Genomic DNA, 23,628 nt, shown 5'->3' on the forward strand with positions numbered 1-23,628 from the left:
TCTTGGCGGTCAGGAGGAGGCAGCGGCGGGCCGGCCCGGGCCCGGCGGCACGGCGGCCGGCGCCGCCCGCTGCCGCAGTGCATCGCGCTCGCGGCCCTGCAGGATGGCCAGCACCAGCATGCACATGAACAGGTAGAACATGGTGCCGCTGTTGTGGCCCAGAAACACCTGCGTGAGCCCGAAGCCAATGTAGGCGATGGGCAGCAGCACGCCCACCATGCGCAGGCACAGCACCTGGGGGTCCATGGTGCCGTGCTCGGTGGTCCGGCAGACGCGCTGGCGCGTCGGCCAGAAAAGCGCGAGCGGCACCGCATAGAACAGCAGCAGCACCGCCACGCCGGGCAGGCCGCGCTTGGCGAAGATGTCCAGCACCTCGTTGTGCGCATGGCTGAACCGCAGCACGAACGGATGGGCCTGCCCTGCGGCCACGCGCCGCTGCTTCTCGGCCTCGTAGCCGTAGCGGCCCCAGCCGGTGAGCGGCCGGTCCAGGCCCATGGACCAGGCCAGTTTCCAGTGCGCGAGCCGCTGGCCGACCGAGCTGGCCGCATCGCCCTTGGATTCGTACTGGGTGATCTCCTGGCGCGCCTCGTCCACGCGGGAGCGCACGTCGTGCGCCTTGAGCGCCATGAGGCCCGCCATGCCGGCCAGGATCAGCGCCGCCCCGACCATCGCCAGCCGGCGCTGGCCGCAGCGGGCCTGTAGCCACGCGCACACGGGCAGCGCCAGCGGCAGCACGAGCCAGCCCCCGCGCGACTCCGACAGCAGCGAGCCCTCGAAGCCCAGCAGGATGCACACCACCCAGCCCACGCGCTGCCAGGGTGCCCAGCGGCCCCACTGCACGAGCAGGGCCGCCGAACACATCAGGCCCAGCAGCAGGCTCAGGCCGCCGAACTGGATCGCATTGGTGTAGCCGTTGGCGCGCAGCAGGTGCAGCACGCCGGTCTGGTAGATGCCGATGAGCCCCGCGCCGCACGCCCCCACGGCGAGGCCCCACCACAGCCAGACCGCACGCGGCGGATAGGCCAGCAGGTAGAAAAGGCAGGGCAGTGCCAGCAGGTACTTGGACGGCCGGTCCAGGTTGGACCAGCCGCCCTGGGCCGGGTCGAAATCGAGGGCCCACACGAAGCCCATGGCGACGATGGAGGCGAACAGCCACCAGGCCTCGCGGCCCGGGGGCCGGCGCAGCCACACGCCGGCCGTGGCCAGGCTGCACAGCAGCAGGACCACCGCGCCCCACGAATAGCCCGAGCGCAGCCACAGGGCCAGGCCGGGCACCATGAAAGCCGCCACGTCGGACAGGCGTGCGAAGACATCCGAAGGTTTCACCGGCGCACGCTCTCGCTCAGGCGGTCGCTGTCGTACTCCAGCGCGGCGTACCGGAAGAACGCTTCCAGGGCCACGAACAGGCAGTAAAGGAAACCGGCACCGCCGCACAGGAACCCGAGCCGCAGCACGTACAGCCGCACGAACATGCTCGCGCCCGAGGCCAGCCCGCGCCCCACGCCGCCGCGCTTGCCGGCCGCCGCGCGCTTGGCGGCGCCCAGCATGGCGTACTGCGTGAGCTTTTCCAGGCTGCCGCGCACGGTCTCGCGCGAGTGGTGCAGCAGCCGCGCGCGCATCACGTGGCGCGGCACGCCGGGCTCGGTGAGCACGGCCTCCTCGTGGACCACGCCCATGTACTCGCGCAGCATGTCGCGCCGGAACAGGCGCTCCACGGTCGAGGTGGTGCGCAGGTAGCGCAACTCGTGGCCGAAGGCCACCATGCGCCAGCGGATCTTCCACACCGCGCGCTCGCCCGAGCGCACGATGGCCTGCAGCTCCTCGCGGAAGTCGGGGCCCATCACCTCGTCGGCGTCGAGAAAGAAAACGTAGTCGCCCGTGGCATGCGCCAGCAGGCGATTGCGCTGCACGGCAAAGCCCTGCCAGTCGGGATACACATGCACCTGGGCACCCAGGCGCCGCGCCACGGCCACGGTGTCGTCCGTGCTGCCGCTGTCCACCACCACGATCTGGTCGGCAAACGAGGCGCTCGCCAGACAGGCCTCGATGCGGTGGCCCTCGTTCAGCGTCAGCACCGCCACCGTGAGCGTGGGGCGGGCCGCGCTGCCGCGTTCAGCCGGCATCAATCAGTGGCCGGAGTGGACGCGTTCTCCCGCCTTCAGGCGGTACACCGTGCCGCAATAGGGGCACTTGGCCTCGCCCGTGTGGGCGACGTCCAGGTACACCTTGGGGTGGGTGTTCCAGATCTTCATGTCCGCCTTGGGGCTCGGGCAGAAGACACCGCCCTGGGGGTTGAGGTCTTTGGCGACCAGTTCGACGATGGCTTGCGACATGTTCTTCAGACCTTGGTGAGCCAGTGGGCGTATTGGGGATTGCGGCCGTTCACGATGTCGAAGAAGGCGCTCTGGATCTTTTCGGTGATCGGGCCGCGCGAGCCGCTGCCGATGGCGAGGCGGTCGAGTTCGCGGATGGGCGTCACTTCGGCGGCGGTGCCGGTGAAGAAGGCCTCGTCGGCGATGTACACCTCGTCGCGGGTGATGCGCTTTTGCACCAGTTCCAGGCCCAGGTCCTTGCAGATGTGGACGATGGTGTTGCGCGTGATGCCGTTGAGCGCGCCGGCCGACAGGTCGGGCGTGTACACCACGCCGTTCTTGATGATGAAGACGTTCTCGCCCGCGCCCTCGGACACGAAGCCGGAGGCGTCCAGCAGCAGGGCCTCGTCGTAGCCGTCGTCCAGGGCCTCCATGTTGGCCAGGATCGAGTTGGTGTAGTTGCTCACCGCCTTGGCCTGCGTCATGGTGATGTTGACGTGGTGGCGCGTGTAGCTGCTGGTCTTGACGCGGATGCCGCGCTTCATGCCCTCTTCGCCCAGGTAGGCGCCCCAGGCCCAGGCCGCCACCATCAGGTGGATCTGGTTGCCCTTGGGGGACACGCCCAGCTTCTGCGAGCCGATCCAGGTCAGCGGGCGCAGGTAGCACGATTCGAGCTGGTTCTCGCGCACCACGGCCTTCTGGGCCTCGTTCACCTCGTCGCGGGTGAACGGAATGGTCATGCGCAGGATCTTGGCGCTGTTGAACAGGCGTTCGGTGTGCTCCTCGAGGCGGAAGATCGCCGTGCCGTCGGCCGTCTTGTAGGCACGCACGCCTTCGAAGGCGCCGCAGCCGTAGTGCAGCGTGTGGGTCAGCACATGGATCTTGGCGTCGCGCCAATCGACCATCTGGCCGTCCATCCATATCTTGCCGTCACGGTCGGCCATCGAGGGAGCTACGGGACTCATGGGGTTCCTTTGGAATTGCTGGAAGTCGCAAAACCCGCGATTTTACGAGTCTGCGCGGGCAGGGGCCGCCACATCCGCCGGCGCCTGGGGCGCATCCTCCTGCGGCACGGGCCGCACGAGCGCCCATTCCACCAGCTTGCCGGCCCGGAATTCGCACGTCACGTGCGACTGCGTGCCGTCGGTCCAGCGGTAGCGCTCGGGCTCCTCGCCGTCGGCCGACAGCGGCTCGCCCAGCGAGCGCGTCATGGCCACCACGTGCATGAGATTGACCCCCTTGCGCAGCTTGGCATTGAGCATGACGGCGCTGCCCACGTGGCCGATGGGCCGGTCGGCCGCCTTGCGCATGACGTTCATGAGCCGGGTGAAATGCAGCAGTGCCCACATCACGAGCCCGCCCCCGACCGCCATGACGCCCTGCCAGCCATAGGAGCGGTGGGCCGCGAAGACCAGCACCGCGATGCCGACGGGAATGAAGAGGTTGCGCAGATTCATGGGGCGAGATTGTCCTATGGCGGCCGCCGGGGCCGGGTGTGGATGGTGCGTAGGCGCGGCATCGCCGCCCGGCGGGCGGCCTTCAGCCCATGCCGCGCACCACCTCCATCGCCTCCTCCACCCGCTCCACCGCATGGATGGTGATGCCCTCGATGGGCTTCTTGGGCGCATTGGCCTTGGGCACCACGGCCACGCTGAAGCCCAGCTTGGCCGCCTCCTTGAGCCGCTCCTGACCGCGCGGGGCCGGGCGCACCTCGCCGGCCAGTCCCACTTCGCCGAAGGCGATGAATCCTTTGGGCAATGGCTTGCCGCGCAGGCTGGAGGTGATGGACAGCATCACCGCCAGGTCGGCCGCGGGCTCGCTGATGCGCACGCCGCCCACGGCGTTCACGAACACGTCCTGGTCCATGCAGGCCACGCCGGCGTGCCGGTGCAGCACCGCCAGCAGCATGGCCAGGCGGTCGCGGTCCAGCCCCACCGACAGCCGGCGCGGGCTGGGGCCGCCCTCGTCCACCAGCGCCTGGATCTCCACCAGCATGGGCCGCGTGCCCTCCAGCGTGACCAGCACGCAGCTGCCGGGCACGGGCTCGCTGTGCTGGCTCAGGAAGATGGCGCTCGGGTTGGTCACGCCCTTGAGGCCCTTTTCCGTCATGGCGAACACGCCGATCTCGTTGACCGCGCCGAAGCGGTTCTTGATGGCGCGCACCAAGCGGAACTGGCTGTGCGTGTCGCCTTCGAAGTACAGCACCGTATCGACCATGTGCTCCAGCACGCGCGGGCCGGCGAGCGCCCCCTCCTTGGTGACGTGGCCCACGAGGATGATGGTCACGCCCGAGGCCTTGGCCGCCCGCGTGAGGTGCGCCGCGCACTCGCGCACCTGGGCCACCGACCCGGGCGCGCTCGTGAGCTGGTCGGAGTACACCGTCTGGATCGAGTCGATCACCGCCACGGCCGGCTGGGTGGCATCGATGGTGGCGAGAATCTTCTCCAGCTGGATCTCGGCCAGCACGTTCACCTGGCTGTGGTCCAGGCCCAGGCGGCGCGAGCGCAGCGCCACCTGCGCGCCGCTTTCCTCGCCCGTCACGTACAGCGTGGGCAGGCCCACGCGCTGCAGCGCATCCAGCGCCTGCAGCAGCAGCGTGGACTTGCCGATGCCCGGGTCGCCGCCGATCAGCACCACGCCGCCCTCCACGATGCCGCCGCCCAGCACCCGGTCCAGCTCGTCGATGCCGCTCGGCGTGCGGGCGATGTCGGTCGCCTCGATGGCGGCCAGCGGCATCACCGCCTGGGCCTGCGCCAGGCCCGAAAACTGCGGCGCGCTGAGGCGGTTCTTGCCCGGGCCGGCCTCGGCCACGGTTTCGACCAGGGTGTTCCAGGCACCGCAGGCCGGGCATTTGCCCAGCCAGCGCGGGCTGGTGCCGCCGCACTCGGAGCAGGTGAAGAGGGTTTTTTCTTTGGCCATGGCAGGGATCGGGAAACGGGGCGGCAAGGTGGTCGCAGCGGGGAGCATGCCCTGCTGGAGGCCGCCCCACGGGGGCTCCAAGCCGGGCGCCGGCGGGGGTGCGCGGCCTGAAAGTAAGCAATTGCGATGTCAACCCTATCCTACCCCGCGCTTGCCGGAGCCTGCCTAGCATGCCCATTCCAGCGGCAGTCCGCCGCACGCCATTCAAGGAGATACCCCCATGACCCAAACCACCATGAACGCTTCGGCCACCCCTTCCCGCCGCTGGCTCGCCGCCGCCCCGCTGATCGTCGTGTCCGCCCTGGCGCTCACCGCCTGCGACCGCAACAAGCCGGCCGACACGCCCACCAACACGGCACCCGTCACCACCCCGGCGCCGACGACCCCCGCCACCCCCGCCCCTGCCATGCCGGCCACGCCAGCGTCGGACGCCGGCATGTCCTCCACCCCGTCTTCCTCCGCCCCGGCCGGCGGCGCCGTGTTCGGCGGCAGCACGCCGGCGCCGGCCACCGCCGCCTCCGAGCCGGCCAGCGACGCCAAGTGATCGCGCGCTGACCGCGCCCCTGCCTCCGCCCCCGGCGCACGCCGCGGGGAGCGCTTAACATCCACCGCTTCGCGGCCGTTCGGCCGGTCACTGCAGAGGCGGATGTTTCGATGAAGGCATGTATCTATGGCGCGGGCGCCATCGGCGGCTGGCTCGCCGTGGCACTGGCGCGTGCAGGCGGCGATGTATCCATGGTGGCGCGCGGCGCCACGCGGCAGGCCCTCGATGCGCAGGGCCTGCGCCTCGTTCAACCCGATGGTTCCGTGCACGCCACGCCGGTGCGAGCGCACGACGATCCGGCCGCCCTGGGCGTGCAGGGCCTGGTGGTGCTGGCCGTCAAGGCCCCGGCCCTGCCCGACGTGGCCGCACGCATCGCGCCGCTGATCGGCCCCCACACGCTGGTGCTCACGGCCATGAACGGCGTGCCGTGGTGGTTCCTCGACGGCTGCGGCGGCCCCGCACAAGGCCAGGCGCTGCAGTCGGTCGACCCCTCGGGCGCCATGGCGCGTGCCGTGCCGGCCGGCCAGGTGATCGGCGGTGTGGTCCACACCAGTTGCTCGCTCGATGCGCCCGGGGTGGTGCGCCACCACTTCGGCAACCGGCTCATCCTGGGCGAGCCCGCCGGCGCGCCCACGCCGCGGCTGCAGGCACTGGCCGACACGCTGCGGCGCGGCGGCATCGAGGCCGAGGTGTCCTCCCGCATCCAGCAGGACGTGTGGTTCAAGCTCTGGGGCAACCTGACGGTCAACCCCATCAGCGCCCTCACCGGCGCCACCACCGACCGCATCCTCGACGACGACCTGGTGCGCACCTTCATCTCCAACGTGATGCGCGAGGCCAAGGCCATCGGCGAACGGCTGGGCCTGCCGATCGACCAGCAGCCCGAAGACCGCCATGCCGTCACCCGCAAGCTGGGCGCCTTCAAGACCTCGATGCTGCAGGACGTGGAGGCCGGCAAGCCGCTGGAGATCGATGCCCTTGTGGGCGCGGTGCATGAACTGGGCCGCCTCACCGCCGTGCCCACGCCGCACACCGACGCCCTGCTGGGCCTGGTGCGGCTGATGGCGCAGGTGCGTGGCCTGCACTGATGCGCGCGGACGGGCACATCAAAAACCATAGCAAGATGCCCTAGTACTCATTGCCTTCCCGCGGTTTTTGGCTTGAAACCACCAAGCCGCAGGCGGCGGCAGTCCTTTTCCCATCGCCAACCCAATGGAGCCCCCATGGCCTCGCTGACCCTCTACTACGCCCCCGGCACCTGCGCGCAGGCCGTTCGCATCGCGTTGAACGAAGCCGGCGCCGACCACGCGCTGGAGCGCATGGACTTCAAGGCGCAGCAGCAGCGCACGCCCGAGTACCTGGCCATCAACCCCAAGGGCCGCGTGCCGGCCCTGGCCACCGGGCAGGGCGTGCTGACCGAGACGCCCGCGCTGCTGGCCTATGTGGCCCAGCGGTTCCCTGAAGCGCGGCTGGCGCCCACCGATCCCCACGGGTTCGCGCGGATGCAGGAGTTCAACAGCTACCTGGCCTCCACCGTGCATGTGGCCCATGCCCACCGGCCCCGCGCCAGCCGCTGGGCCGACGAGCCCGAGGCCATCGCCGCGATGCAGCGCAAGGTCGGCGCCAACATGACCGAATGCTTCGCGCTGATCGAGCAGCAGCTGCAGGGGCCGTGGGTGCTGGGCGACGCCTATTCGGTGAGCGACGGCTACCTGTTCACCATCGGTGGATGGCTGCAAAGCGATGGCGTGGACATCGCCCGGTTCCCCAAGGTGCATGCGCACGCGCAGCGCGTGGCGGCGCGGCCGGCGGTGCAGCGGTCGTTGGATTGATTTCCTGCGGGGGGGGGGGCGGATGCCGCGCGAGGCGGCGCCCCTCCAGAAAAAGCCCCGGGGCCGGGCGGCCCACGGGGCGGTTCGTGAAGGCCGGGCGCGATGACCGGCAACGATATGGCCTGGCGGCTCAGTTGACCTTCAGCAGGCGCCAGTCGATGCGGTTGTCCGCGCGGTGGATGATCTCCACCTTCTGCGAGGCCGCCCAGGGGATCACCTGGTTGTACAGCGGGATGTGCGAGATGAGCTGGTGGTCCTGCACCAGCGCCTGCTCGATCAGGCTGTTGCGCGTGGCGGCGTCGGTTTCCTTCTTGATGCGCTCGATCAGCGCGTCCTGCTGCGGGTCGCTGAAGCGGCCCAGGTTGAAGTTGCCGTCGCCGCCGGCACCGGGCGAGCGGATCAGCGACTGCAGCGAATAGAACGCATCGAACGTCGGCACGCCCCAGCCCAGCAGGTAGATGCTGGCCTCGTTGCGCTGGATCATCGGGAAGTAGGTGGCGAACGGCAGCGAGCGCAGCCTGGCTTTCACGCCCACCTTGGCCCACTGGGCGGTGATGGCCTGGCACAGCTGCTCGTCGTTGATGTAGCGGCCCGCGCTGCAGGCGAAGTCCACGTCGAAGCCCTGCGGGTAGCCGGCCTCGGCCAGCAGCTTCTGCGCGGCGGCGGGGTCGTAGGGCCAGCGCACGTCGGCCTTCGGGGTCCAGCCGTTCACCTGCCGCGCGATGATCGCGCCGGTGGGCTGGGCCAGGCCGCGCAGCACCACGCGCTGGATGGCGTTGATGTCGATGGACTGGTAGAGCGCTTTGCGCACGCGCACGTCCTTGAGCGGGTTCTTGCCCTTCACGCTGGAGTTCTGCAGCTCGTCGCGGAACTGGTCCAGGCCCAGGAAGATGGTGCGGTTCTCGGCGCCGTCCAGCACCTTCAGCTGCGGCTGCTGGCGGATGCGCGCCACGTCCTGCAGGCTGGGGTCGAGCACGAAGTCCACCTCGCCCGACAGCAGCGCCGCCGTGCGCGTGGCATCGGACTTGATGGGCGTGTAGACCACGTCGGTCACGTTGCCGCCGAATTTCCCCTTGCCCCACCAGTGGGGATTGGCCGCCAGCACCAGGCGCTGGTCGGGCGCCCAGGACTTGAGCACGAACGGGCCCGTGCCCAGCGTGTTGCGGTGCGTGTAGGGCTCATCGCTGGTCTTGATGTCCTTCGGGGCCGTGGCGTTGTTCTTCTCGGCCCAGGGCTTGCTCATGATGCGCAGTTCGGTCAGCTGGTTGACCAGCACCGGGTTGGGCACCTCGGAGAAGATGTCCACGGTGTTCGCGTCCACCACTTCCACGCGGTCGATGCCCTGCGTGTACACGGCGTAGTTGGAGGTCTTGGCCTTGGCGCGCTCCAGCGAGAACTTCACGTCGTCGGCCGTGAGGGCGGAGCCGTCGCTGAACTTCACGCCCTGGCGCAGCGTGATGCGCAGCTGCGTGGGGCTGACCCGCTTCCAGGCGGTGGCCAGCTGCGGCTCGGGCTTGAAGGTCTTGCTGTTGTATTCGACCAGCGTTTCGTACACGGCCGAATGCAGCGCGTTGTTCACGCCCACGTTCTGCGCGTGGATGTCCCACGAGGACACGTCGGCCGGGCGGGCGAAGCGGAAGGTGGCGGCCTGCGCGGCCAGCGGCGTGGCCATGGTGAAGGCGGCAGCGGCCAGGGTGGCCGCGAGGGAAAGCGAAAAGCGCATGGTGCAAAGGCCCTGAAGCAACGAAGAGTGCGGCCACTATGCCCGCGGCCCTCCGCGCGGCGAACGACTTTGTGGTTCTAACGTTATGCAGGCCGCTGGGCCGGGTAAATTCAGGGCCCGGCCCGTTGCCTTCCAAACCTCACACCACTGGCCATCCATGGGCTCCATCGATCCGCAGGAAAGCACCCCGCAGCTGCTCAACCGGCTGCGCATGCGGCAGGTCGCGCTGATGCTGGCCATCGCCGAGCACCGCACACTGCGCGCGGCCGCGGGCGCGCTGGGCCTGAGCCAGCCGGCCGCGACCAAGATGCTCCACGAACTGGAGGCCGCCCTCGGCCAGCCGCTGTTCGACCGGGTGGGCCGCGGCCTGCGGCTGAACGCCGCGGGCGAGCGGGTGACCGGCTACTTTCGCAGCATCCGCGGCAGCATGGAAGCGCTGAACCGCGAGCTCAGCGAGATGCGGCTGGGCAGCGCGGGCAAGCTGTCGGTCGGCAGCATCATGGCGGCCTCGCCGGGCCGGCTGACCGACGCGCTGCTCGGGCTGAAAGCGGTGTTCCCGCTGCTGGCGCTGGAGATCGCCGTGGACACGAGCGACCGGCTGCTGGCGCAGCTGCGCGAGGGCGTGCTCGAAGTGGTGGTGGGCCGGCGTTCCGGCGATTCGGGCCGGGACTGCACCTTCCAGCCCATCGACGGCGAAGGCCTGGCGGTGGTGGTGCGCAACGGCCATCCCCTGGCGAGCAAGGCGCGCGTGGGCTTCGCGGCGCTGCTCGATTTTCCGTGGGTGCTGCAGCCGGCCGGCAGCCCCATGCGCGACCTGATCGCGCAGGAGTTCAAGGACCACGGCGCGGCGCTGCCGCAGGGGCTGATCGAGACCGGCTCCATCCTCACCACCATCAACCTGGTGCGGCGCTCCGAACTGATCGGGGTGATCCCGGAGGCCGTGGCGCAGCGCGATGCAGAGCACGGCCTGCTGCACGTGCTGCCCTACCGCTTCCAGCACACGCTGGAGGCCTACGGCAGCCTGGTGCGGGCCGACCGGCCGCTGAGCCCGCCGGCCCAGGCGTTCCTGCGGCTGCTGCACGCGCCGAAGTAACGCCCGGCTCCGCGGGCTTCAGCGCGCGCGCAGCAGGTGCACGGCCTCGGGCAGGGAGTTGGCCTGCGGCAGGAAGCGGTCGATGGCCGCGCCCAGCACCACCGCGCACAGCAGTGCGCCGAGCAGCGGCTTCCAGGTCAGCCGCACCGCGGCCGAGAGCCAGCCGGCCCGCTCCACGCCCATCGCGGCGCGCGCGGTGGCGTACGAGAACGCCAGTTCCACTGCCACGGCCAGCAGCACGTCGAAGCCGAAGTACAGCAGCGCGAGGGCCCCCGCGCCCAGCACGATGGCCGCGCCGATGAGGAAGATGGCCACCACGGGCACGATCACCACCGCGCCCTCGTCCGCCCCGCTGGCGGCCTCCAGCGCCCCGCCGGCCACGTCGCTCAAGCCCTCGCCCAGGCCGCTCCCCAAGCCCTCGCCGAAATCGCCGCTCGCCCCGCCGCCACCGAAGTCGCCGCCGCCCCCGCTGCGCGGCACGGGCACCCGCGCACCGCCGGTCGGCAGGTCGATGTCGGACGGCAGGTCGATGCCGTCGGTCCACCCACTGTCGTCCCGCTGGCGGGGCGGCCGCACCAGCCAGGCCGCCCAGGCCCGCAGCACCAGCAGGTAGGCGACGTAGCCCACGCCCAGCGTGATGCCGTAGCGCAGCGCGAGCGAGTCCACACCCATCACCTTCTGGGTGTGCGAGGTGGCCCACATCAACGCCATCATGAAGGCGCCGATGCACCAGCCGTGCACGTGCAGCCGGTGCCGCTGGCGGAGGGTGTGCACCAGTTCGCGGTCGGGCGCCTGCACCCGCCGCCAGGTCGAGCCCTTGCCGGATCGGGCGGCCGGCGCGCGCTGCCCCGGGCGCATCAGGCCACCGCCACGGGCACGCGCGGGGCCAGGGCGCACATCAGCTCCCAGCTCACCGTGCCGGCGGCATGCGCCACCTCGTCGATCGACAGCACGGCACCGCTGGCGGCGCGCCCCCAGAGCGTGGCCTCGGCGCCGAAGCCCGCCTCCACGCCCGCCGCGATCACGGGGGAGAGGTCCACCGTGATCATGTCCATGCTCACCCGGCCCACCACGCGCGTGCGCACGCCGTTCACCAGCACGGGCGTGCCGGTGCCGGCGTGGCGCGGGTAGCCGTCGGCATAGCCGCAGGCCAGCACGCCGATGGTGAGCGGGGCGTCGGCCGTGAAGGCGGAGCCGTAGCCCACCGTGTCGCCGGCCTGCACGTGCTGCACCGCGATCACGCGGGCCGAGAGCGTCATCGAAGGCTGCAGGTTCCAGTGGGCGGCGTCGTGCTCGGGGTGGTCCGGCGCGCCGCCGTAGAGCACGATGCCGGCGCGGATCCAGTCCCCGCGCACGCGCGCATCGACCGCATGGCGCAGGGTGGCCGCGCTGTTGCACACGCTCTTCTCGCCGGGCAGGTCCTGCGTGGCAGCCTGGAAGGCCTGCATCTGGTGCGCGATGCCGCGGGGGCCGTCGGCGTCGCTGAAGTGGGTCATGTACGAGATCTCGTCCACCTGCGTGAGCGCATTGAGCCGCGCCCAGGCCGAGCGGTAGCGCTCGGGCGTGAAGCCCAGGCGGTTCATGCCCGTGTTCATCTTGAGGAAGACGCGGTGCGGCGCCTGCGTCTTGTGGGCGGCCAGCCAATCGATCTGCTCGTCGCAATGCACCGCGTGCCACAGCCCCAGGCGCGAACACAGCTCCAGGTCGCGCGGCTCGAACACGCCCTCCAGCAGCAGGATGGGGCCGCGCCAGCCCAGGGCGCGCAGGCGCTCGGCCTCGGACAGGTCCAGCAGGGCGAAGCCGTCGGCCGCGCGCAGCCCCTCGAACACGCGCTCGATGCCGTGGCCGTAGGCATTGGCCTTCACCACCGCCCAGGCCAGGGCGTCCGGCGCACTGGCGCGGGCGCGCTCGAGATTGTGTTGCAGTGCAGCAGTGTGGATGGTGGCTTGGATGGGACGCGGCATGGGGTGGATCTGCGGAGCGAAAAGGAAGGAATTCTGGCATCGCCCTCTAGAAACCGCGTGATATAACCGCCAGTCACTTGCAGCGGGTTTCGATATTTAACAGGGCATCAGGCGAACTGATGCACCCAACAGCCATTCGATGAAGCGCGGTTTCTACACCATCATGTCGGCGCAGTTTTTCAGCTCGCTGGCCGACAACGCACTTTTCGTGGCCGCCGTGGAATTGCTGCGCACCAACGGGTCGCCGGAATGGCAGCGTGCGGCGCTCGTGCCGATGTTCGCGCTGTTCTACGTGGTGCTTGCGCCGTTCGTGGGCGCCTTCGCTGATGCGATGCCCAAGGGCAAGGTCATGTTCTTCAGCAACGCGATCAAGGTCGTGGGCTGCCTCATGATGCTGTTCGGCTCGCACCCGCTGATCGCCTACGCCGTGGTCGGCCTGGGCGCGGCGGCCTACTCGCCCGCCAAGTACGGCATCCTCACCGAGCTGCTGCCGGCCTCGCAGCTGGTCAAGGCCAACGGGTGGATCGAGGGGCTGACCATCGCCTCCATCATCCTGGGCGTGCTGCTGGGCGGCCAGCTCGTGGGGCCCGCCATCGCCGGCCTGCTGCTGTCGGTGGACCTGCCCTTCGTGGACACCGGCGTGGACACCGCGGCCGAGGCCGCCATCGCCGCGCTGATCACGCTGTACCTGGTCGCCGCGTGGTTCAACACCCGAATTCCCCACACCGGCGTGGAGATGCGCCCGCTGCCCTCCAACCCGCTGGCGATGCTGCCGGACTTCTGGGCCTGCAACAACCGCCTGTGGCGCGACAAGCTGGGCCAGATCTCGCTGTCCACCACCACCCTCTTCTGGGGCGCGGGCGGCAACCTCAAGTTCATCGTGCTGGCCTGGGCCGCGGCCGCGCTCTCCTACAACACCACGCAGGCCTCGGCCCTCACCGGGGTGGTGGCCATCGGCACGGCCGTGGGCGCGGTGGTGGCCTCCATGCGCATGCGGCTGGACATGGCCACCAAGGTGATCCCACTGGGCATCGCCATGGGCCTGCTGCTGGTGCTGATGGTGTTCATCAAGAGCATCTGGGTCGCCATTCCCTTCCTCATCCTGCTGGGCGGCCTGGGCGGCTACCTGGTGGTGCCGATGAACGCGCTGCTGCAGCACCGGGGCCACAACCTCATGGGCGCGGGCCGCTCCATCGCGGTGCAGAATTTCAACGAGCAGGCCTGCATCCTGGCGCTGGGCGCGTTCTACAGCCTGTCGCTCAAGATGGGGCTGTCGGTGTTCGGCGCCATCACCGCGTTCGGTCTCGTGGTGGCCGGGGTGATGTGGCTGATCCGCCGCTGGCACCAGCACAACTGCGTGCGCTACCGCGAAGAGGTGGACCACCTGCTGCACCTGGCGCGGCACGATCACCACCACTGACCGCCGCCGGCCGCCGCGGCGCGCCCCGGGCGCCACGCGCGGCCGTCTGCCGGCCTGCGCAATGGAAAGTACAACTTAACCACAGCCGGACATGGAACTGCCTTCATCCGAGGGCCGAAAATCATGCCGATGCTGCGGCCCCTCTTTTTCCGTGCCCATCCGACTGCGAAGCGGAGGCACCCCTGCCGCACCACGACGCTACATGCCATCGCCGCTGCCCTATTTCGCCCTGCTGTTCAATGCCTTCGTCTGGGGCCTGGCATGGTGGCCGTTCCGGGTGATGCACGGGGCGGGGCTGCACCCGCTGTGGGCGACCGCCGTGATGTACAGCGCCATCCTGGCCGGCCTGCTGGCGCTGCGCCCGGGCCTGTGGGCACAGGTGCGCCAGCACCCGCAGCTGTGGCTGCTGGCCCTGAGTTCGGGGCTGAACAACGTGGCCTTCAACTGGGCGGTGACCGTGGGCGACGTGGTGCGCGTGGTCTTGCTGTTCTATCTGATGCCGGTCTGGGGCCTGCTGCTGGCCTGGCGGGTGCTGGGCGAGCGGCCCACGCCCATGGCGCTGCTTCGGCTGGCGCTGGCCTTCACCGGCGTGGTGCTGGTGCTGCTGCCCGAGGGCACCTCGCCGTCCCGGCTGCTGCAGAACCTGTCGCTCGCCGACGGGCTGGCGCTGGCGGGCGGCTTCCTCTTCGCGCTGACCAACGTCACGCTGCGGCGGCTGCATGCGGTGCCGGGACAGGCGCGCATGTTCGTCATGTTCGGCGGCTGCATGCTGATGGCGCTGGTGGTGACCTGCATCGGGCTGCAGGCCGGCGTGGTGGAGCCGTTTCCCCCGGTGAACGCCACCTGGGTCGCCACGGCCGCCCTGCTGGCGGTGGCGCTGTGGCTGGGCAACGGGGCGCTGCAGTACGGGGCGTCGCGGCTGGCGGCGGGCACCACGGCGGTGATCCTGCTGTCGGAGGTGGTGTTCGCCAGCGTGTCGTCGGTGCTGCTGTCGGCCGCGCAGCTGCAGCCGCGCACCTTGCTGGGCGGGGGCCTGATCGTGTTCGCCGCCCTCCTCGCATCGCTGCGGCGCTGAGCGCCCGGCGGGCCGCCGCGCAGGGGCCGCCCCGCCGCAGGGCCGGGGCCCAAACGCCCTTGGCCGCCATGGAAATCAAGGCTCTCCCGGCCGGTGCTTGCGTGCCCGCGGGGCGCCGGTATAGTCATTGCAAGTTACGCCACCAGCGTACGCCGTTGTCATGCATCCGCAGGCCGGCGCTGCGCGCTTTCGGAGATTCGGTATGAAACGTCGTTCATGGTGCGCGCTCTTCATGGCGCTCGGTTCTTTGGCGCTGCCCGGCGCCGCGTCGGCGCAGGCAAAGTGGACCCTCGCCACGGGCTACCTGCCCGAGGTGTTCCACACCGTCAACCTGCAGCAGTTCGCCCAGGAGGTGAACGACCGCACGAAGGGCGCGCTGGTGATCGACGTGCGCCCCGACAACAGCGTGGCCCGGCTGTCCGAGATCGCCGGCCAGGTGCGCGCCGGCAAGATCGCGGCGGGCGAGGTGCTGCTCAGCTCGCTGGCGGCCGACACCAAGCTGGCCGGGGCCGACGCCATTCCCTTCATCGTGGACAGCTACGACGACGCGCTGCGGCTGTGGAAGGCGCAGCGCCCCGTGCTGCAGGAGGCACTGGACCGGCAGGGCCTGGTGCCGCTGTACGCCGTGCCCTGGCCGGCCCAGGGTCTGTTCACCATGCGGTCCATCCGCCACGTGAGCGACCTGCGCGGCGCCAGGATGCGCAGCTACAGCCCCAGCACCGTGCGCATCGCCCAGCTGATGGGCGCCACGCCGGTGGACGTGCCCACCAAGGGCATCAACCAGGCCGTGCTGGACCGGCAGATCGACACGCTGTTCACCTCCCCCGTCACCGGGGTGGAGAACAAGGTATGGGAGCTGCCCATCAAGTACTTCTACAACGTGCATGCCTGGTACCCGAAGAACCTGGTGCTGGTCAACAAGGCCCAGTGGCTGGCCCTGCCCGAAGGCACGCGCAAGATCGTCGAGGAGGCCGCCGCCCAGGCCCAGGTGCGGGGGTGGAACGCGAGCAGCGCCGCGTCCACCGCCTCCATCGCCGAGCTGGCGCGCAACGGCATCAAGGTGGAGACGCCCGACTTCGAGCTGCGCCGCGAGCTGCGGCGCCTGGGCGAGCAGTTCTCGCTCGAATACATCCGCGACACCGGCGCCGACGGCAACCGCATGATGATTCCGTACTTCTCCGGCGAGAATGCCGCTGCCGCCGCCAAGACCCGGTGAACCCCCTGCCGGCGTGGCGGCGCCCGATCGATCCGATCCATCCACCTTTCTTGCAAGGGATGCCCGCCATGACCAGCGTCTACGACTTCGAGGCCCGGCAGATGAACGGCCAGACCGTGCCCCTGCGGCAGTACGCGGGGCAGCTGCTGCTCATCGTCAACACGGCGAGCGCCTGCGGCTTCACGCCGCAGTTCGCCGGGCTGGAGGCCCTGCACCAGCAATACGGCCCCCAGGGGCTGGCCGTGCTGGGGTTTCCCTGCAACCAGTTCGGCCGCCAGGACCCGGGCAGCAACGACGAGATCGCCAGCTTCTGCCAGCTCAACTACGGCGTGAGCTTTCCGATGATGGCCAAGATCGACGTGAACGGCGCCGACGCCGACCCGCTGTACCGCTGGCTCAAGGCCGAGGCCCCGGGCCTGCTGGGCACCCAGGCGATCAAGTGGAACTTCACCAAGTTCCTCATCGGCCGGGACGGGCAGGTGCTGCGCCGCTACGGACCGCGGGACACGCCGCAGTCCATGGCGGGCGACATCGAGGCCGCCCTCAAGCGCTGAGCCTGGCCTACACGGCGGCCACGGGCTTTTCGAGATCGATGATCTCCATCGGCACCTTCTTGTAGGCCAGGTAGTCCCACTTCAGGTACAGGAACTGCCCGCCGTCCGGTTGCGGAACCATGCCGTAGAAAGCGGGGCGCGGGGCTTTGGCATTGGTGACGATGAACTGCGCGGCGCGGATCAGATCTTCCGTCTTGACGACGGCCGCCGAGCGAAGGCGGCCCCCCTGGCCGGACAAGAAAGCCTGCACCGTGAGGTGCGGGAACACATAGCCCTCCTGCCGAGCATTGAGCGCCATCAGCCGCTTCTGGTATTCGGTCTCCGCACCCGACGGGCGGGCATAACGGATGGTGAAGCTGCGGTGGTTTTCCTCGGTCCACTGCACACGGCTTGCCAGACCCCGTATCGCTCCGGGCTGGTTCATCACTTGCCAGGCATCAATGCCCGCCAAAAGATCGAGTTCGTCCTTGAAGTCGCGCGCCGCATTGGCCTCAACCGGCCGGATCTTGCCGCCGCCCACCAGCGGGTAATGCTGAATGGCAGGCCAGACGGTATTGACGAAGTCCGCGGCACTGGCGGACAGGTTTTTGAGCAACATGGTTCTCCTCCGCAGGAAATCTTAGCCTGCAGGGATTCGACGAACGGATGCGCGCAGGGCAATGCCCCCCTTGACCGCTTTCAGCGCTGCGGCTGCGGATCGCCGCGCACCACGAAGTGCCTGGAGAACCCCAGCGCCCGCGTGACGCCCCGGGGCTCCGAGACCAGCGGCATGCGAAAGCCCGGGCTGGGCAAAATCTCCACGCTCCAGTCGGTGTCGCCGATGAAGCGGAACCGCACGGTGTGCTCGCCCTCCAGCCCGATCAGAGAAAAACGCCCGGTGGTGTAGGCCCCGCCGATGGTGGCGGCGTCCAGCGGCTGCCACTGGCCATCGAACAGCGTGATGTGCAGCAGGTCTTCCTGCGGCACATCGTCGGTGGTGAACAGCAGGTGAAAGCCCCGGCACTCGAAGGCCGCCTCCAGCACCAGCCCGTCCACGCGGGCCTGCAGGGGCAGACCGCCCTGCACGACCCGGCTTTGCATCGGGGCCTCGCCGCCCTCGGCGGGCAGGGGTGCCAGGGAAATGTCGGCGGGGGTGAGGATGCGCATCGCCGGCCCGCCGCTCACCACAGGAAATCCACGCCGAAAGCCGCCAGCGCGCCGCCCACGAACGCCCCGATGGTCACGCACACCGGCGCGCCGGGCCCGCAAGCCAGGCCCGCCAGCGCGCCCCCGGCGATGCCGCCGCCGATCCCCGCCCCGGCCACGGCGAGTTCCTTGCCCGCTGCGGCGGTCTTGTCGTCGGCCGTCGCCACGTTGTAAACCGACAGGGCGATGGACAGCACGATCAGCCCCCGGCCCGCGCGCGACAGGCCGCGCATGGTCTGCGTGACCTTGGGGTTGGAACGGCCGGCGGACTGGACGATCTCGCCGTACACCGCGTTCTGCTGCGCCGCCGTGAGCCGGTCGAACTGCACGGTGGGCCCGTGGATCTGCTGGGCCTTGCGGGCGATGAGCTCGTTGAGCGTCCGGCCCTCGGCCTTCAGGCTCTGCGCCATGGCGCGCCCGATGGGCGTGCTGCGCCCGCGGATGATCTCCATGATGGTGTTGCGCGCCACCTGGGCCTGCTCGGCCGCCTGGGCCCAGGTGATGCGGCCGCTCATCGCCTCGAACTGCAGGTCGTTGGCCATGGCCTGGATCTGCCGGGTATAGGCCAGCCGGGCCGAGGCATCCAGCGAGAGGTGGGCCCCGGCGTTGGCGATCTCCGCCTTCAGGGCCTGGATAGCCGAGTCGAAGGCGGCACGGTCTTTCGGATCGTCGTTCTGCATGCGTTGTGGTCTCCTCGTCTGGATGGGAAACGGCGCTGTTTTGCGTTGTGGCCGCCGGCCGCGCGCAGCAGGGGCCGCGTCGGGAGGCTTGGGTTTTTTTCGCACCGGTGCATGGCGGCATGCACGCGCCGAAAGTAACCGCCTGAGCGGCGATCGGGCGAAACCATCGGTCAAAGAGGTTTCAATACGTAGGAAAGTGTCGGATCGACCGAGGGGCGCAACCCCGCGCCACAGCGTCTTTCGCCCCGCCGGGCGGGCTTGTCAAAGCCCACACCCCACCATAGGGGGGGATTGGCAGGCCCGTTGGATTTGTATCTATTACGGGTCTTCGGCCCCCATTCCATATGCCGGAAGGAACTTTTCACATGCCTTGTCCTGCGGCGGTGAAGATCACGCTGAAGGTGGGGGGATACGGACTTTTTTTGGAGAAAAAGGCCTGCAGCGCATGATTTTCTAGGGCATATCGCTACAAAAACAGGAGCAAATCCAAAACCGGGTGATGAGGGCGCCGGACCGCCTTTCCCCGGCAGGGTCGCGAATGGCATCAGCCAGCCGGATCCCGCTTTTTTTCGCAGAACTGCCGCCCGCCTCGACGGGGCTGGCAGGCATTTCGCGTCGGGCCGGTTGCAGGCCAAGGCACCCTGATTCCAATCCAAGGAGGAACTTCCCGCATGTCCCGCTTCGCAATGACCAAGACACTCGCGCTCTGCGCCGGGGGCCTGATCCTGGCCTCTTCGGCCTGGGCGCAGACCACCACCCCACCCAATGCCGAGCCGGAACCGGGCCTGTGGGCCTTCGACGGCGAGTTGAACGGCCAGCCCGGGCGCAGCCTGCAGATCGATACCGAGCAGGGCCGCGCCCTCATCGTGTCCTACCTGGGCTACCGCGCCGACGGGTCGTCCGTGTTCCTGCAGGCCAGCGGCCTGCGCGGCGGCGACAGCTCGGCCTTCCGGGGCCCGCTGCAGGAGTTCCGCAACGGGCCGCCCGTGATCGGCGGCGGTGCGGGCAACGGCGAAGTGGCGGGCAGCCCGGGCGAGATCCAGCTGGCCTTCGACTCGCCCACCTCCGGCACCGTCACGCTGCCGGGCGACGTGACGCGCCGCATCTCGCGCTTCACGTATGGAGTCCCGACCAGCGGCACGCAATACACCCTGCAGACCTATTCCACCCGCCTGTCAACGACGCCCGCCGCCTCCTACCGCGTCGAACTGCGCGACGGCAATTTTCTGATGAGCCAGCTGACCACGTCCGACGGCCGCCTGTGCTCCTACTCGGGCACTTACCAAAAGCGCGGACAGGGCATCGAGTCCGACGGCACCGCCAGTTGCGTGGCCCCCTCCGGCACCCAGCAGCGCAGTCCGTACCGGATCGAGCAGTTCGCCGTCGACGCTTATGGCCTGGCCACCGGCACGCTGCGCAAGGATGGGATCGAATCCTTCTTCATGGGCGCCTGCCATGCGGGCGCCGTCATTCTCGGCAGCCCGGGCACCTGCGCATGGGGCGCTTCGCCATCCGACATCGTGGTGCAGCCCGGCATCTGGGCCTTCGACGGCGAGTTGAATGGCCGACCGGGCCGCAGCCTGCAGATCGACACCCAGAACGGCAGCCGCGCGCTGGTCCTGTCCTACCTGGGCTACCGCACCGACGGCTCTTCGCTGTTCATGCAGGGCAGCACCGCGAACCGCGACACCAATGCCCAGTTCACGGTGCCCTTGACCGAATTCCGCAACGGCCCGGTGATCGGTGGCGCCATCCGCCCCGCGGAGGTGGCCTCGACCATGGGTGCGGCGACAATCGTGTTCGACAGCCCCACGACCGCGACCATCACGCTGCCCTTCGACACGCCACGCCGCATTTCGCGCTTCCGCTACGGAGACCATCTGGTGCGTTTCAACAAGGCCTTCTCCGCCCAGGTGTATCCGTTCTGGTCACCCACCCCGACCGCCACCAGCATCGACATGGTGGTGCGCGACGGCATCTTTCGCATGGACACGCGGACCGCGGACCTGCTGACGGCCTGCGAGTACCGCGGCACCTACCGCCTGTCGGGCGAGGGCCTGGACTCGGAAGGCACGCGCACCTGCACGGCCCCCAGCGGCACCACGAGCGAGGCCTACCGAGCCGAGCAGTTCACGGTGGACCGCAACGGCCTGCTGCGCGGCCTGATGCAAAGCGCGTCGGGCGCCCGGACCCTGGTCCTGGGGGCCTGCTGGAACGGGCGCCTGTGCACCCCGCCCGAGCTGGAACTGCCGCGCTGACAGCCGCCGGGGCGGCCAAGGGCCGCCGCAGGGCCTGCCGGCGGGCGGCCCTCAGCCGCCGCCGGGCCCGACCCCGGGGCGGCCCCACACGTGGCGCAGCATGTCGGCCAGCGAGCGGCCGGGCTCCACGGTGAAGCGCTCGTCCAGCACGTCGAGCGAGACGATCCGGTCCACGCGAAAGCCGCGAAAGTCATCGCGCAGCTCGCACCAGGTGGACAGCGTCCAGACCTTGCCCCAGTAAAAGCACCCCAGCGGCCGCACCCGGCGCTCGCTGGGGCGCCCCTGTTCGTCGGCATAGTGCAGCCGCACCACATGGCGGGACTGCACGGCCTCGCGCAGCGGGCGCAGCAGGGCCTGGGTGCGCGGGTCCACCGCCACGGCCGGGGCATAGAGCGCCTGCGCCTCGGCGGCCGCGCGCGCCGCGGGCGGCAGCACCGAGAGGATCTTGCCCAGGGCGCTTTCCACCTCGCCGGCCAGGCCGGTGTCCAGCCAGGACTGCGCCAGCCGGGCGGCGGCGACCAGCGCATTGGCCTCGCCCTGGCTGAACATGAGCGGCGGCAGGTCGAAGCCCGCGCCCAGGCGGTAGCCCACGCCGGCCTCGCCCTCGATGGGCACGCCCTGATGCTGCAGGTCGGCCACGTCGCGGTAGATGGTGCGCGCCGAGACCTCCAGCCGCTTCGCCAGGAAGTCGGCCGTGGACAGGCGCCGGCCCCGGATGAGCTGGACGATCTGGAACAGGCGGTCGGCGCGGCGCATGGGTGAGGCAATCGGGGCAGGATCGGGGCGTGGGCGAGGATTGTGCCCTGCCCCGCACAGGGCGCGTCAGCCCTGCACGCCGATGCAGACGGCAACCTGGTCGGGGCCTTCGTAGGCTTCGAAATCGACGTCGAAGCGGCGGAGCGGCACGGGGTGCTGCCCGAAGTGCGCCCACACCGCACCCCAGGTGTCGATCACGGCCTGCGGCAGCGCGCCCTGCCGGCGGAACACGAGGTAGGTGCCGGCCGGCACCTGCACGCGCTCTAGGCCGGGCGCGGGCGCGGCACCGGCGCCGTCCAGGGCCACGCCCGCGAGCACGTCGAATTCGCCCTCGTGGTCGGACGCATACCGGCTGTACACGCCCACCACGCGGGGCGGCGCCAGGCCGGGCTGCTGCAACCGCTGGGCCACGCCCTCGGCGGCGAACCGCTGCCACAGCGGGCCGATGCGGGCCTGGGCAGGGTCGCGCTCCTGGCGGTTGCAGGTGCGCGTGGTTATGCCGGCGACGGTGAAGGCGCCGAAGGTTTCCAGGGTGGGGGACATGCGGCTCGCCCCTTCAGCGCGCCATGGCGTGCAGGCCGACGGTGTTGCCCTCGGTGTCGCACAGGTGCGCGATGAAGCCGATGCCGTTCGGCAGCTCGATGCAGGCATCGATCACGCGCCCGCCCGCCGGGGCGATGCGGTCGACAGCAGCGTCCAGGCCCGGGGCGCAGTCGAGGTAGATGCGCGTGCCGGCATCGGGCGCCACGCGGCGGCTCGGGCCTTCGATGAGGCAGCCGCCGGTGGCCGGCCGGTCGTAGGCGAAGACGGCCAGCGGATCGCCGCCCATCGTCTGGCGTTGCATGGGCCGGCCCAGCACCTGTTCGTAGAAGGCCTGGGCGCGGCCGAGGTCGGCGCAGGGGATCTTGAACCAGCTGATGGCGGAAACGGAAGAAGCGGGGGCAGAAGAGGTCATGGCGGAAAGGTCCTTTCGGTCGTTGTTGCGAAGGACGCCATGGTGCGGGGGCCCTCCTGACAGCGTCGTGTCAGGAGGCTGCGCCGGCCCGGCCGCGCGGGCTCAGGCGGCGGGCTCGGCCGGGGGTTCGGACGGCGCGTCGGCGGCCGGTGCGGCAGGAGCCGCCACCGGCGCGGCGCGCAGCTGGCGCGCGCGGTGCAGCGAGCGTTCGGCCGTGCGCGGGTCCATGCCGTACATGTCGGCGAACTGCGCCACCGTGCTGCCGCTGGCCTCGAAGGCACGCAGCAGCGCCTCGGCCTTGGCGTCGCGCTCGGCCACTTCGGCGAAGGCTTCGTCGAGCAGGGCATTGGCGGCCTCGTCGCGGCCCCGCACCAGCGCGTCGTACGCCTCGCGGGTAAGGCCCGAGGCCTCGTAGGCCTGCGCGATGCGGCGGCGCAGCTTGGCGGTCATGTCCTCGCCGTCGCGGGGCTTGCGGCGGCGGAACACTTCCAGCAGCGCATGGTGCACATGCTCGGGGGCCATGGCCTCCACGGCATGGCCCTGCAGGTCGTGGCGCTGGCGGCCTTCGGCCACCACCTGCAGGTAGCGCGTGGAGCGGGTGTGGATGCCCAGGGCGAGCTTGAGCGCATCGCGCTCGAACAGATCGGGGTGGGCGGCCTGCAGGTCCTGGAAGATGCCGCGCTTGAGCGGCAGGAACTGCGCGCCGAACAGGTGCGGGTACAACGCGGCCAGTTGCTCCAGCGCGGGATGCGTGCGGCGCGGGCCTTGCGAGCCTTGCGGGCCGGCGCCCTTGCCGTTGCGGGGCGCGGCCTGCGCTGCGGGCGCGGCGCCTTCGGCGACCGGGGCACTGCCGGGCTTGCGGCGGTTGCGGCCGCCGCGGCGCGAGGCGGGGCGGTCGGCGCGCGGCGCGGCCTCCTGCGGCCCTTCACCCGCCTGCGGGCCATCGGCCGCGGGCGATGCCGTGGCGGCAGCGGCGTCGGTCACCACCGGTGCGCTGGAAGCGTCGGTCACGGCCGCCGAGGTGGAGGCCGGCGCGGGGACGTGGTTCTGTTGTTCTTGTGCGGTCACGGAGTCGGTCATGGCAGAGGAAAACGCGGTTGGTGCGCGTCAGCGCGGCGGTCAAAACCCACCATCATGCCAGC

The 23,628-nt window shown here is 70.2% G+C and carries 25 protein-coding genes; 9 read left to right on the forward strand and 16 right to left on the reverse strand.

Annotated elements, in window-relative coordinates; genetic code table 11:
- Window positions 1-9 precede the first annotated feature (9 nt).
- The 6 genes from M5C96_RS24615 to radA form a co-directional block, all read right to left on the reverse strand.
- Window positions 10-1,326: an O-antigen ligase family protein gene (locus M5C96_RS24615; RefSeq protein ID WP_272565921.1), complete on the reverse strand. Its 1,317-nt coding sequence runs from the start codon at window positions 1,324-1,326 to the stop codon at window positions 10-12.
- Entirely contained in the window at window positions 1,323-2,123 is an 801-nt protein-coding gene (locus M5C96_RS24620; RefSeq protein WP_272565923.1) for a glycosyltransferase family 2 protein, read from the reverse strand. Before M5C96_RS24620 ends, M5C96_RS24615 begins: the two co-directional genes overlap by 4 nt.
- A gap of 3 nt (window positions 2,124-2,126) precedes the next feature.
- A complete protein-coding gene (locus M5C96_RS24625) occupies window positions 2,127-2,333 on the reverse strand; it encodes a zinc-finger domain-containing protein (RefSeq protein WP_272549760.1) in 207 nt (68 codons plus the stop codon).
- Window positions 2,334-2,338: 5 nt separating this feature from the next.
- Entirely contained in the window at window positions 2,339-3,277 is a 939-nt protein-coding gene (locus M5C96_RS24630; RefSeq protein ID WP_272565924.1) for a branched-chain amino acid transaminase, read from the reverse strand.
- Window positions 3,278-3,319: 42 nt separating this feature from the next.
- Complete coding sequence (locus tag M5C96_RS24635; RefSeq protein ID WP_272565926.1) at window positions 3,320-3,769, reverse strand: glycerate kinase; 450 nt, start codon at window positions 3,767-3,769, stop codon at window positions 3,320-3,322.
- Window positions 3,770-3,851: 82 nt separating this feature from the next.
- Window positions 3,852-5,231: a DNA repair protein RadA gene (gene radA / locus M5C96_RS24640; protein ID WP_272565927.1), complete on the reverse strand. Its 1,380-nt coding sequence runs from the start codon at window positions 5,229-5,231 to the stop codon at window positions 3,852-3,854.
- A gap of 220 nt (window positions 5,232-5,451) precedes the next feature.
- Between radA and M5C96_RS24645 the strand changes: the two genes are divergently transcribed.
- The 3 genes from M5C96_RS24645 to M5C96_RS24655 all read left to right on the forward strand — a co-directional run bounded on the left by M5C96_RS24645 (window position 5,452) and on the right by M5C96_RS24655 (window position 7,607).
- Window positions 5,452-5,775 (forward strand): hypothetical protein, encoded by a 324-nt coding sequence (locus M5C96_RS24645; RefSeq protein ID WP_272565928.1) that lies wholly within the window; start codon window positions 5,452-5,454, stop codon window positions 5,773-5,775.
- 110 nt (window positions 5,776-5,885) lie between these two features.
- Window positions 5,886-6,863, forward strand: coding sequence for a 2-dehydropantoate 2-reductase (locus M5C96_RS24650; protein ID WP_272565929.1), 978 nt, complete (start codon window positions 5,886-5,888; stop codon window positions 6,861-6,863).
- 135 nt (window positions 6,864-6,998) lie between these two features.
- Complete coding sequence (locus M5C96_RS24655) at window positions 6,999-7,607, forward strand: glutathione S-transferase family protein (protein ID WP_272565930.1); 609 nt, start codon at window positions 6,999-7,001, stop codon at window positions 7,605-7,607.
- A 130-nt stretch (window positions 7,608-7,737) separates the two neighbouring features.
- On the opposite strand, the gene M5C96_RS24660 is transcribed toward M5C96_RS24655, so the two are convergent.
- Window positions 7,738-9,330: an ABC transporter substrate-binding protein gene (locus M5C96_RS24660; protein ID WP_272565931.1), complete on the reverse strand. Its 1,593-nt coding sequence runs from the start codon at window positions 9,328-9,330 to the stop codon at window positions 7,738-7,740.
- Between the two features lie 157 nt (window positions 9,331-9,487).
- Between M5C96_RS24660 and M5C96_RS24665 the strand changes: the two genes are divergently transcribed.
- The gene (locus tag M5C96_RS24665; protein ID WP_272565932.1) at window positions 9,488-10,423 is read left to right on the forward strand and encodes a LysR family transcriptional regulator; all 936 of its coding nucleotides are present in this window, start codon (window positions 9,488-9,490) and stop codon (window positions 10,421-10,423) included.
- 18 nt (window positions 10,424-10,441) lie between these two features.
- Here M5C96_RS24665 and M5C96_RS24670 read toward each other — a convergent pair whose 3' ends face one another.
- Complete coding sequence (locus M5C96_RS24670) at window positions 10,442-11,281, reverse strand: hypothetical protein (protein ID WP_272565933.1); 840 nt, start codon at window positions 11,279-11,281, stop codon at window positions 10,442-10,444.
- Window positions 11,281-12,387: an alanine racemase gene (gene alr, locus M5C96_RS24675; protein WP_272565934.1), complete on the reverse strand. Its 1,107-nt coding sequence runs from the start codon at window positions 12,385-12,387 to the stop codon at window positions 11,281-11,283. Before alr ends, M5C96_RS24670 begins: the two co-directional genes overlap by 1 nt.
- Before the next feature lie 139 nt (window positions 12,388-12,526).
- Here alr and lplT point away from each other — a divergent pair, with 139 nt between their 5' ends.
- The 4 genes from lplT to M5C96_RS24695 all read left to right on the forward strand — a co-directional run bounded on the left by lplT (window position 12,527) and on the right by M5C96_RS24695 (window position 16,652).
- Window positions 12,527-13,807 carry a lysophospholipid transporter LplT gene (gene lplT, locus M5C96_RS24680; protein ID WP_272565936.1) on the forward strand — a complete coding sequence of 427 codons (1,281 nt, stop codon included), beginning with the start codon at window positions 12,527-12,529 and terminating at the stop codon, window positions 13,805-13,807.
- A gap of 202 nt (window positions 13,808-14,009) precedes the next feature.
- Window positions 14,010-14,882 carry a DMT family transporter gene (locus M5C96_RS24685; protein ID WP_272565939.1) on the forward strand — a complete coding sequence of 291 codons (873 nt, stop codon included), beginning with the start codon at window positions 14,010-14,012 and terminating at the stop codon, window positions 14,880-14,882.
- Between the two features lie 202 nt (window positions 14,883-15,084).
- Window positions 15,085-16,098: a TRAP transporter substrate-binding protein DctP gene (gene dctP / locus M5C96_RS24690; protein ID WP_272565942.1), complete on the forward strand. Its 1,014-nt coding sequence runs from the start codon at window positions 15,085-15,087 to the stop codon at window positions 16,096-16,098.
- 68 nt (window positions 16,099-16,166) lie between these two features.
- Window positions 16,167-16,652 (forward strand): glutathione peroxidase, encoded by a 486-nt coding sequence (locus M5C96_RS24695; protein WP_272565943.1) that lies wholly within the window; start codon window positions 16,167-16,169, stop codon window positions 16,650-16,652.
- A gap of 7 nt (window positions 16,653-16,659) precedes the next feature.
- Here M5C96_RS24695 and M5C96_RS24700 read toward each other — a convergent pair whose 3' ends face one another.
- The 3 genes from M5C96_RS24700 to M5C96_RS24710 all read right to left on the reverse strand — a co-directional run bounded on the left by M5C96_RS24700 (window position 16,660) and on the right by M5C96_RS24710 (window position 18,517).
- On the reverse strand, window positions 16,660-17,250 hold the full coding sequence (locus tag M5C96_RS24700; protein ID WP_272565945.1) for a hypothetical protein: 591 nt from the start codon (window positions 17,248-17,250) through the stop codon (window positions 16,660-16,662).
- Window positions 17,251-17,330: 80 nt separating this feature from the next.
- Window positions 17,331-17,798: a hypothetical protein gene (locus M5C96_RS24705; protein WP_272565946.1), complete on the reverse strand. Its 468-nt coding sequence runs from the start codon at window positions 17,796-17,798 to the stop codon at window positions 17,331-17,333.
- A 14-nt stretch (window positions 17,799-17,812) separates the two neighbouring features.
- Window positions 17,813-18,517, reverse strand: coding sequence for a hypothetical protein (locus M5C96_RS24710; protein WP_272565948.1), 705 nt, complete (start codon window positions 18,515-18,517; stop codon window positions 17,813-17,815).
- A 671-nt stretch (window positions 18,518-19,188) separates the two neighbouring features.
- Here M5C96_RS24710 and M5C96_RS24715 point away from each other — a divergent pair.
- Complete coding sequence (locus M5C96_RS24715; RefSeq protein ID WP_272565950.1) at window positions 19,189-20,775, forward strand: hypothetical protein; 1,587 nt, start codon at window positions 19,189-19,191, stop codon at window positions 20,773-20,775.
- 51 nt (window positions 20,776-20,826) lie between these two features.
- On the opposite strand, the gene M5C96_RS24720 is transcribed toward M5C96_RS24715, so the two are convergent.
- The 4 genes from M5C96_RS24720 to M5C96_RS24735 all read right to left on the reverse strand — a co-directional run bounded on the left by M5C96_RS24720 (window position 20,827) and on the right by M5C96_RS24735 (window position 23,566).
- Complete coding sequence (locus M5C96_RS24720; RefSeq protein ID WP_272565951.1) at window positions 20,827-21,531, reverse strand: helix-turn-helix transcriptional regulator; 705 nt, start codon at window positions 21,529-21,531, stop codon at window positions 20,827-20,829.
- 66 nt (window positions 21,532-21,597) lie between these two features.
- A complete protein-coding gene (locus M5C96_RS24725) occupies window positions 21,598-22,074 on the reverse strand; it encodes a GyrI-like domain-containing protein (protein WP_272565952.1) in 477 nt (158 codons plus the stop codon).
- 13 nt (window positions 22,075-22,087) lie between these two features.
- Window positions 22,088-22,486, reverse strand: coding sequence for a VOC family protein (locus M5C96_RS24730; protein ID WP_272565953.1), 399 nt, complete (start codon window positions 22,484-22,486; stop codon window positions 22,088-22,090).
- A gap of 102 nt (window positions 22,487-22,588) precedes the next feature.
- A complete protein-coding gene (locus M5C96_RS24735) occupies window positions 22,589-23,566 on the reverse strand; it encodes a ProQ/FINO family protein (protein WP_272565954.1) in 978 nt (325 codons plus the stop codon).
- Window positions 23,567-23,628 lie beyond the last annotated feature (62 nt).

This window comes from Acidovorax sp. GBBC 1281 (assembly GCF_028473645.1).
Taxonomy (GTDB): Bacteria; Pseudomonadota; Gammaproteobacteria; order Burkholderiales; family Burkholderiaceae_C; genus Paracidovorax.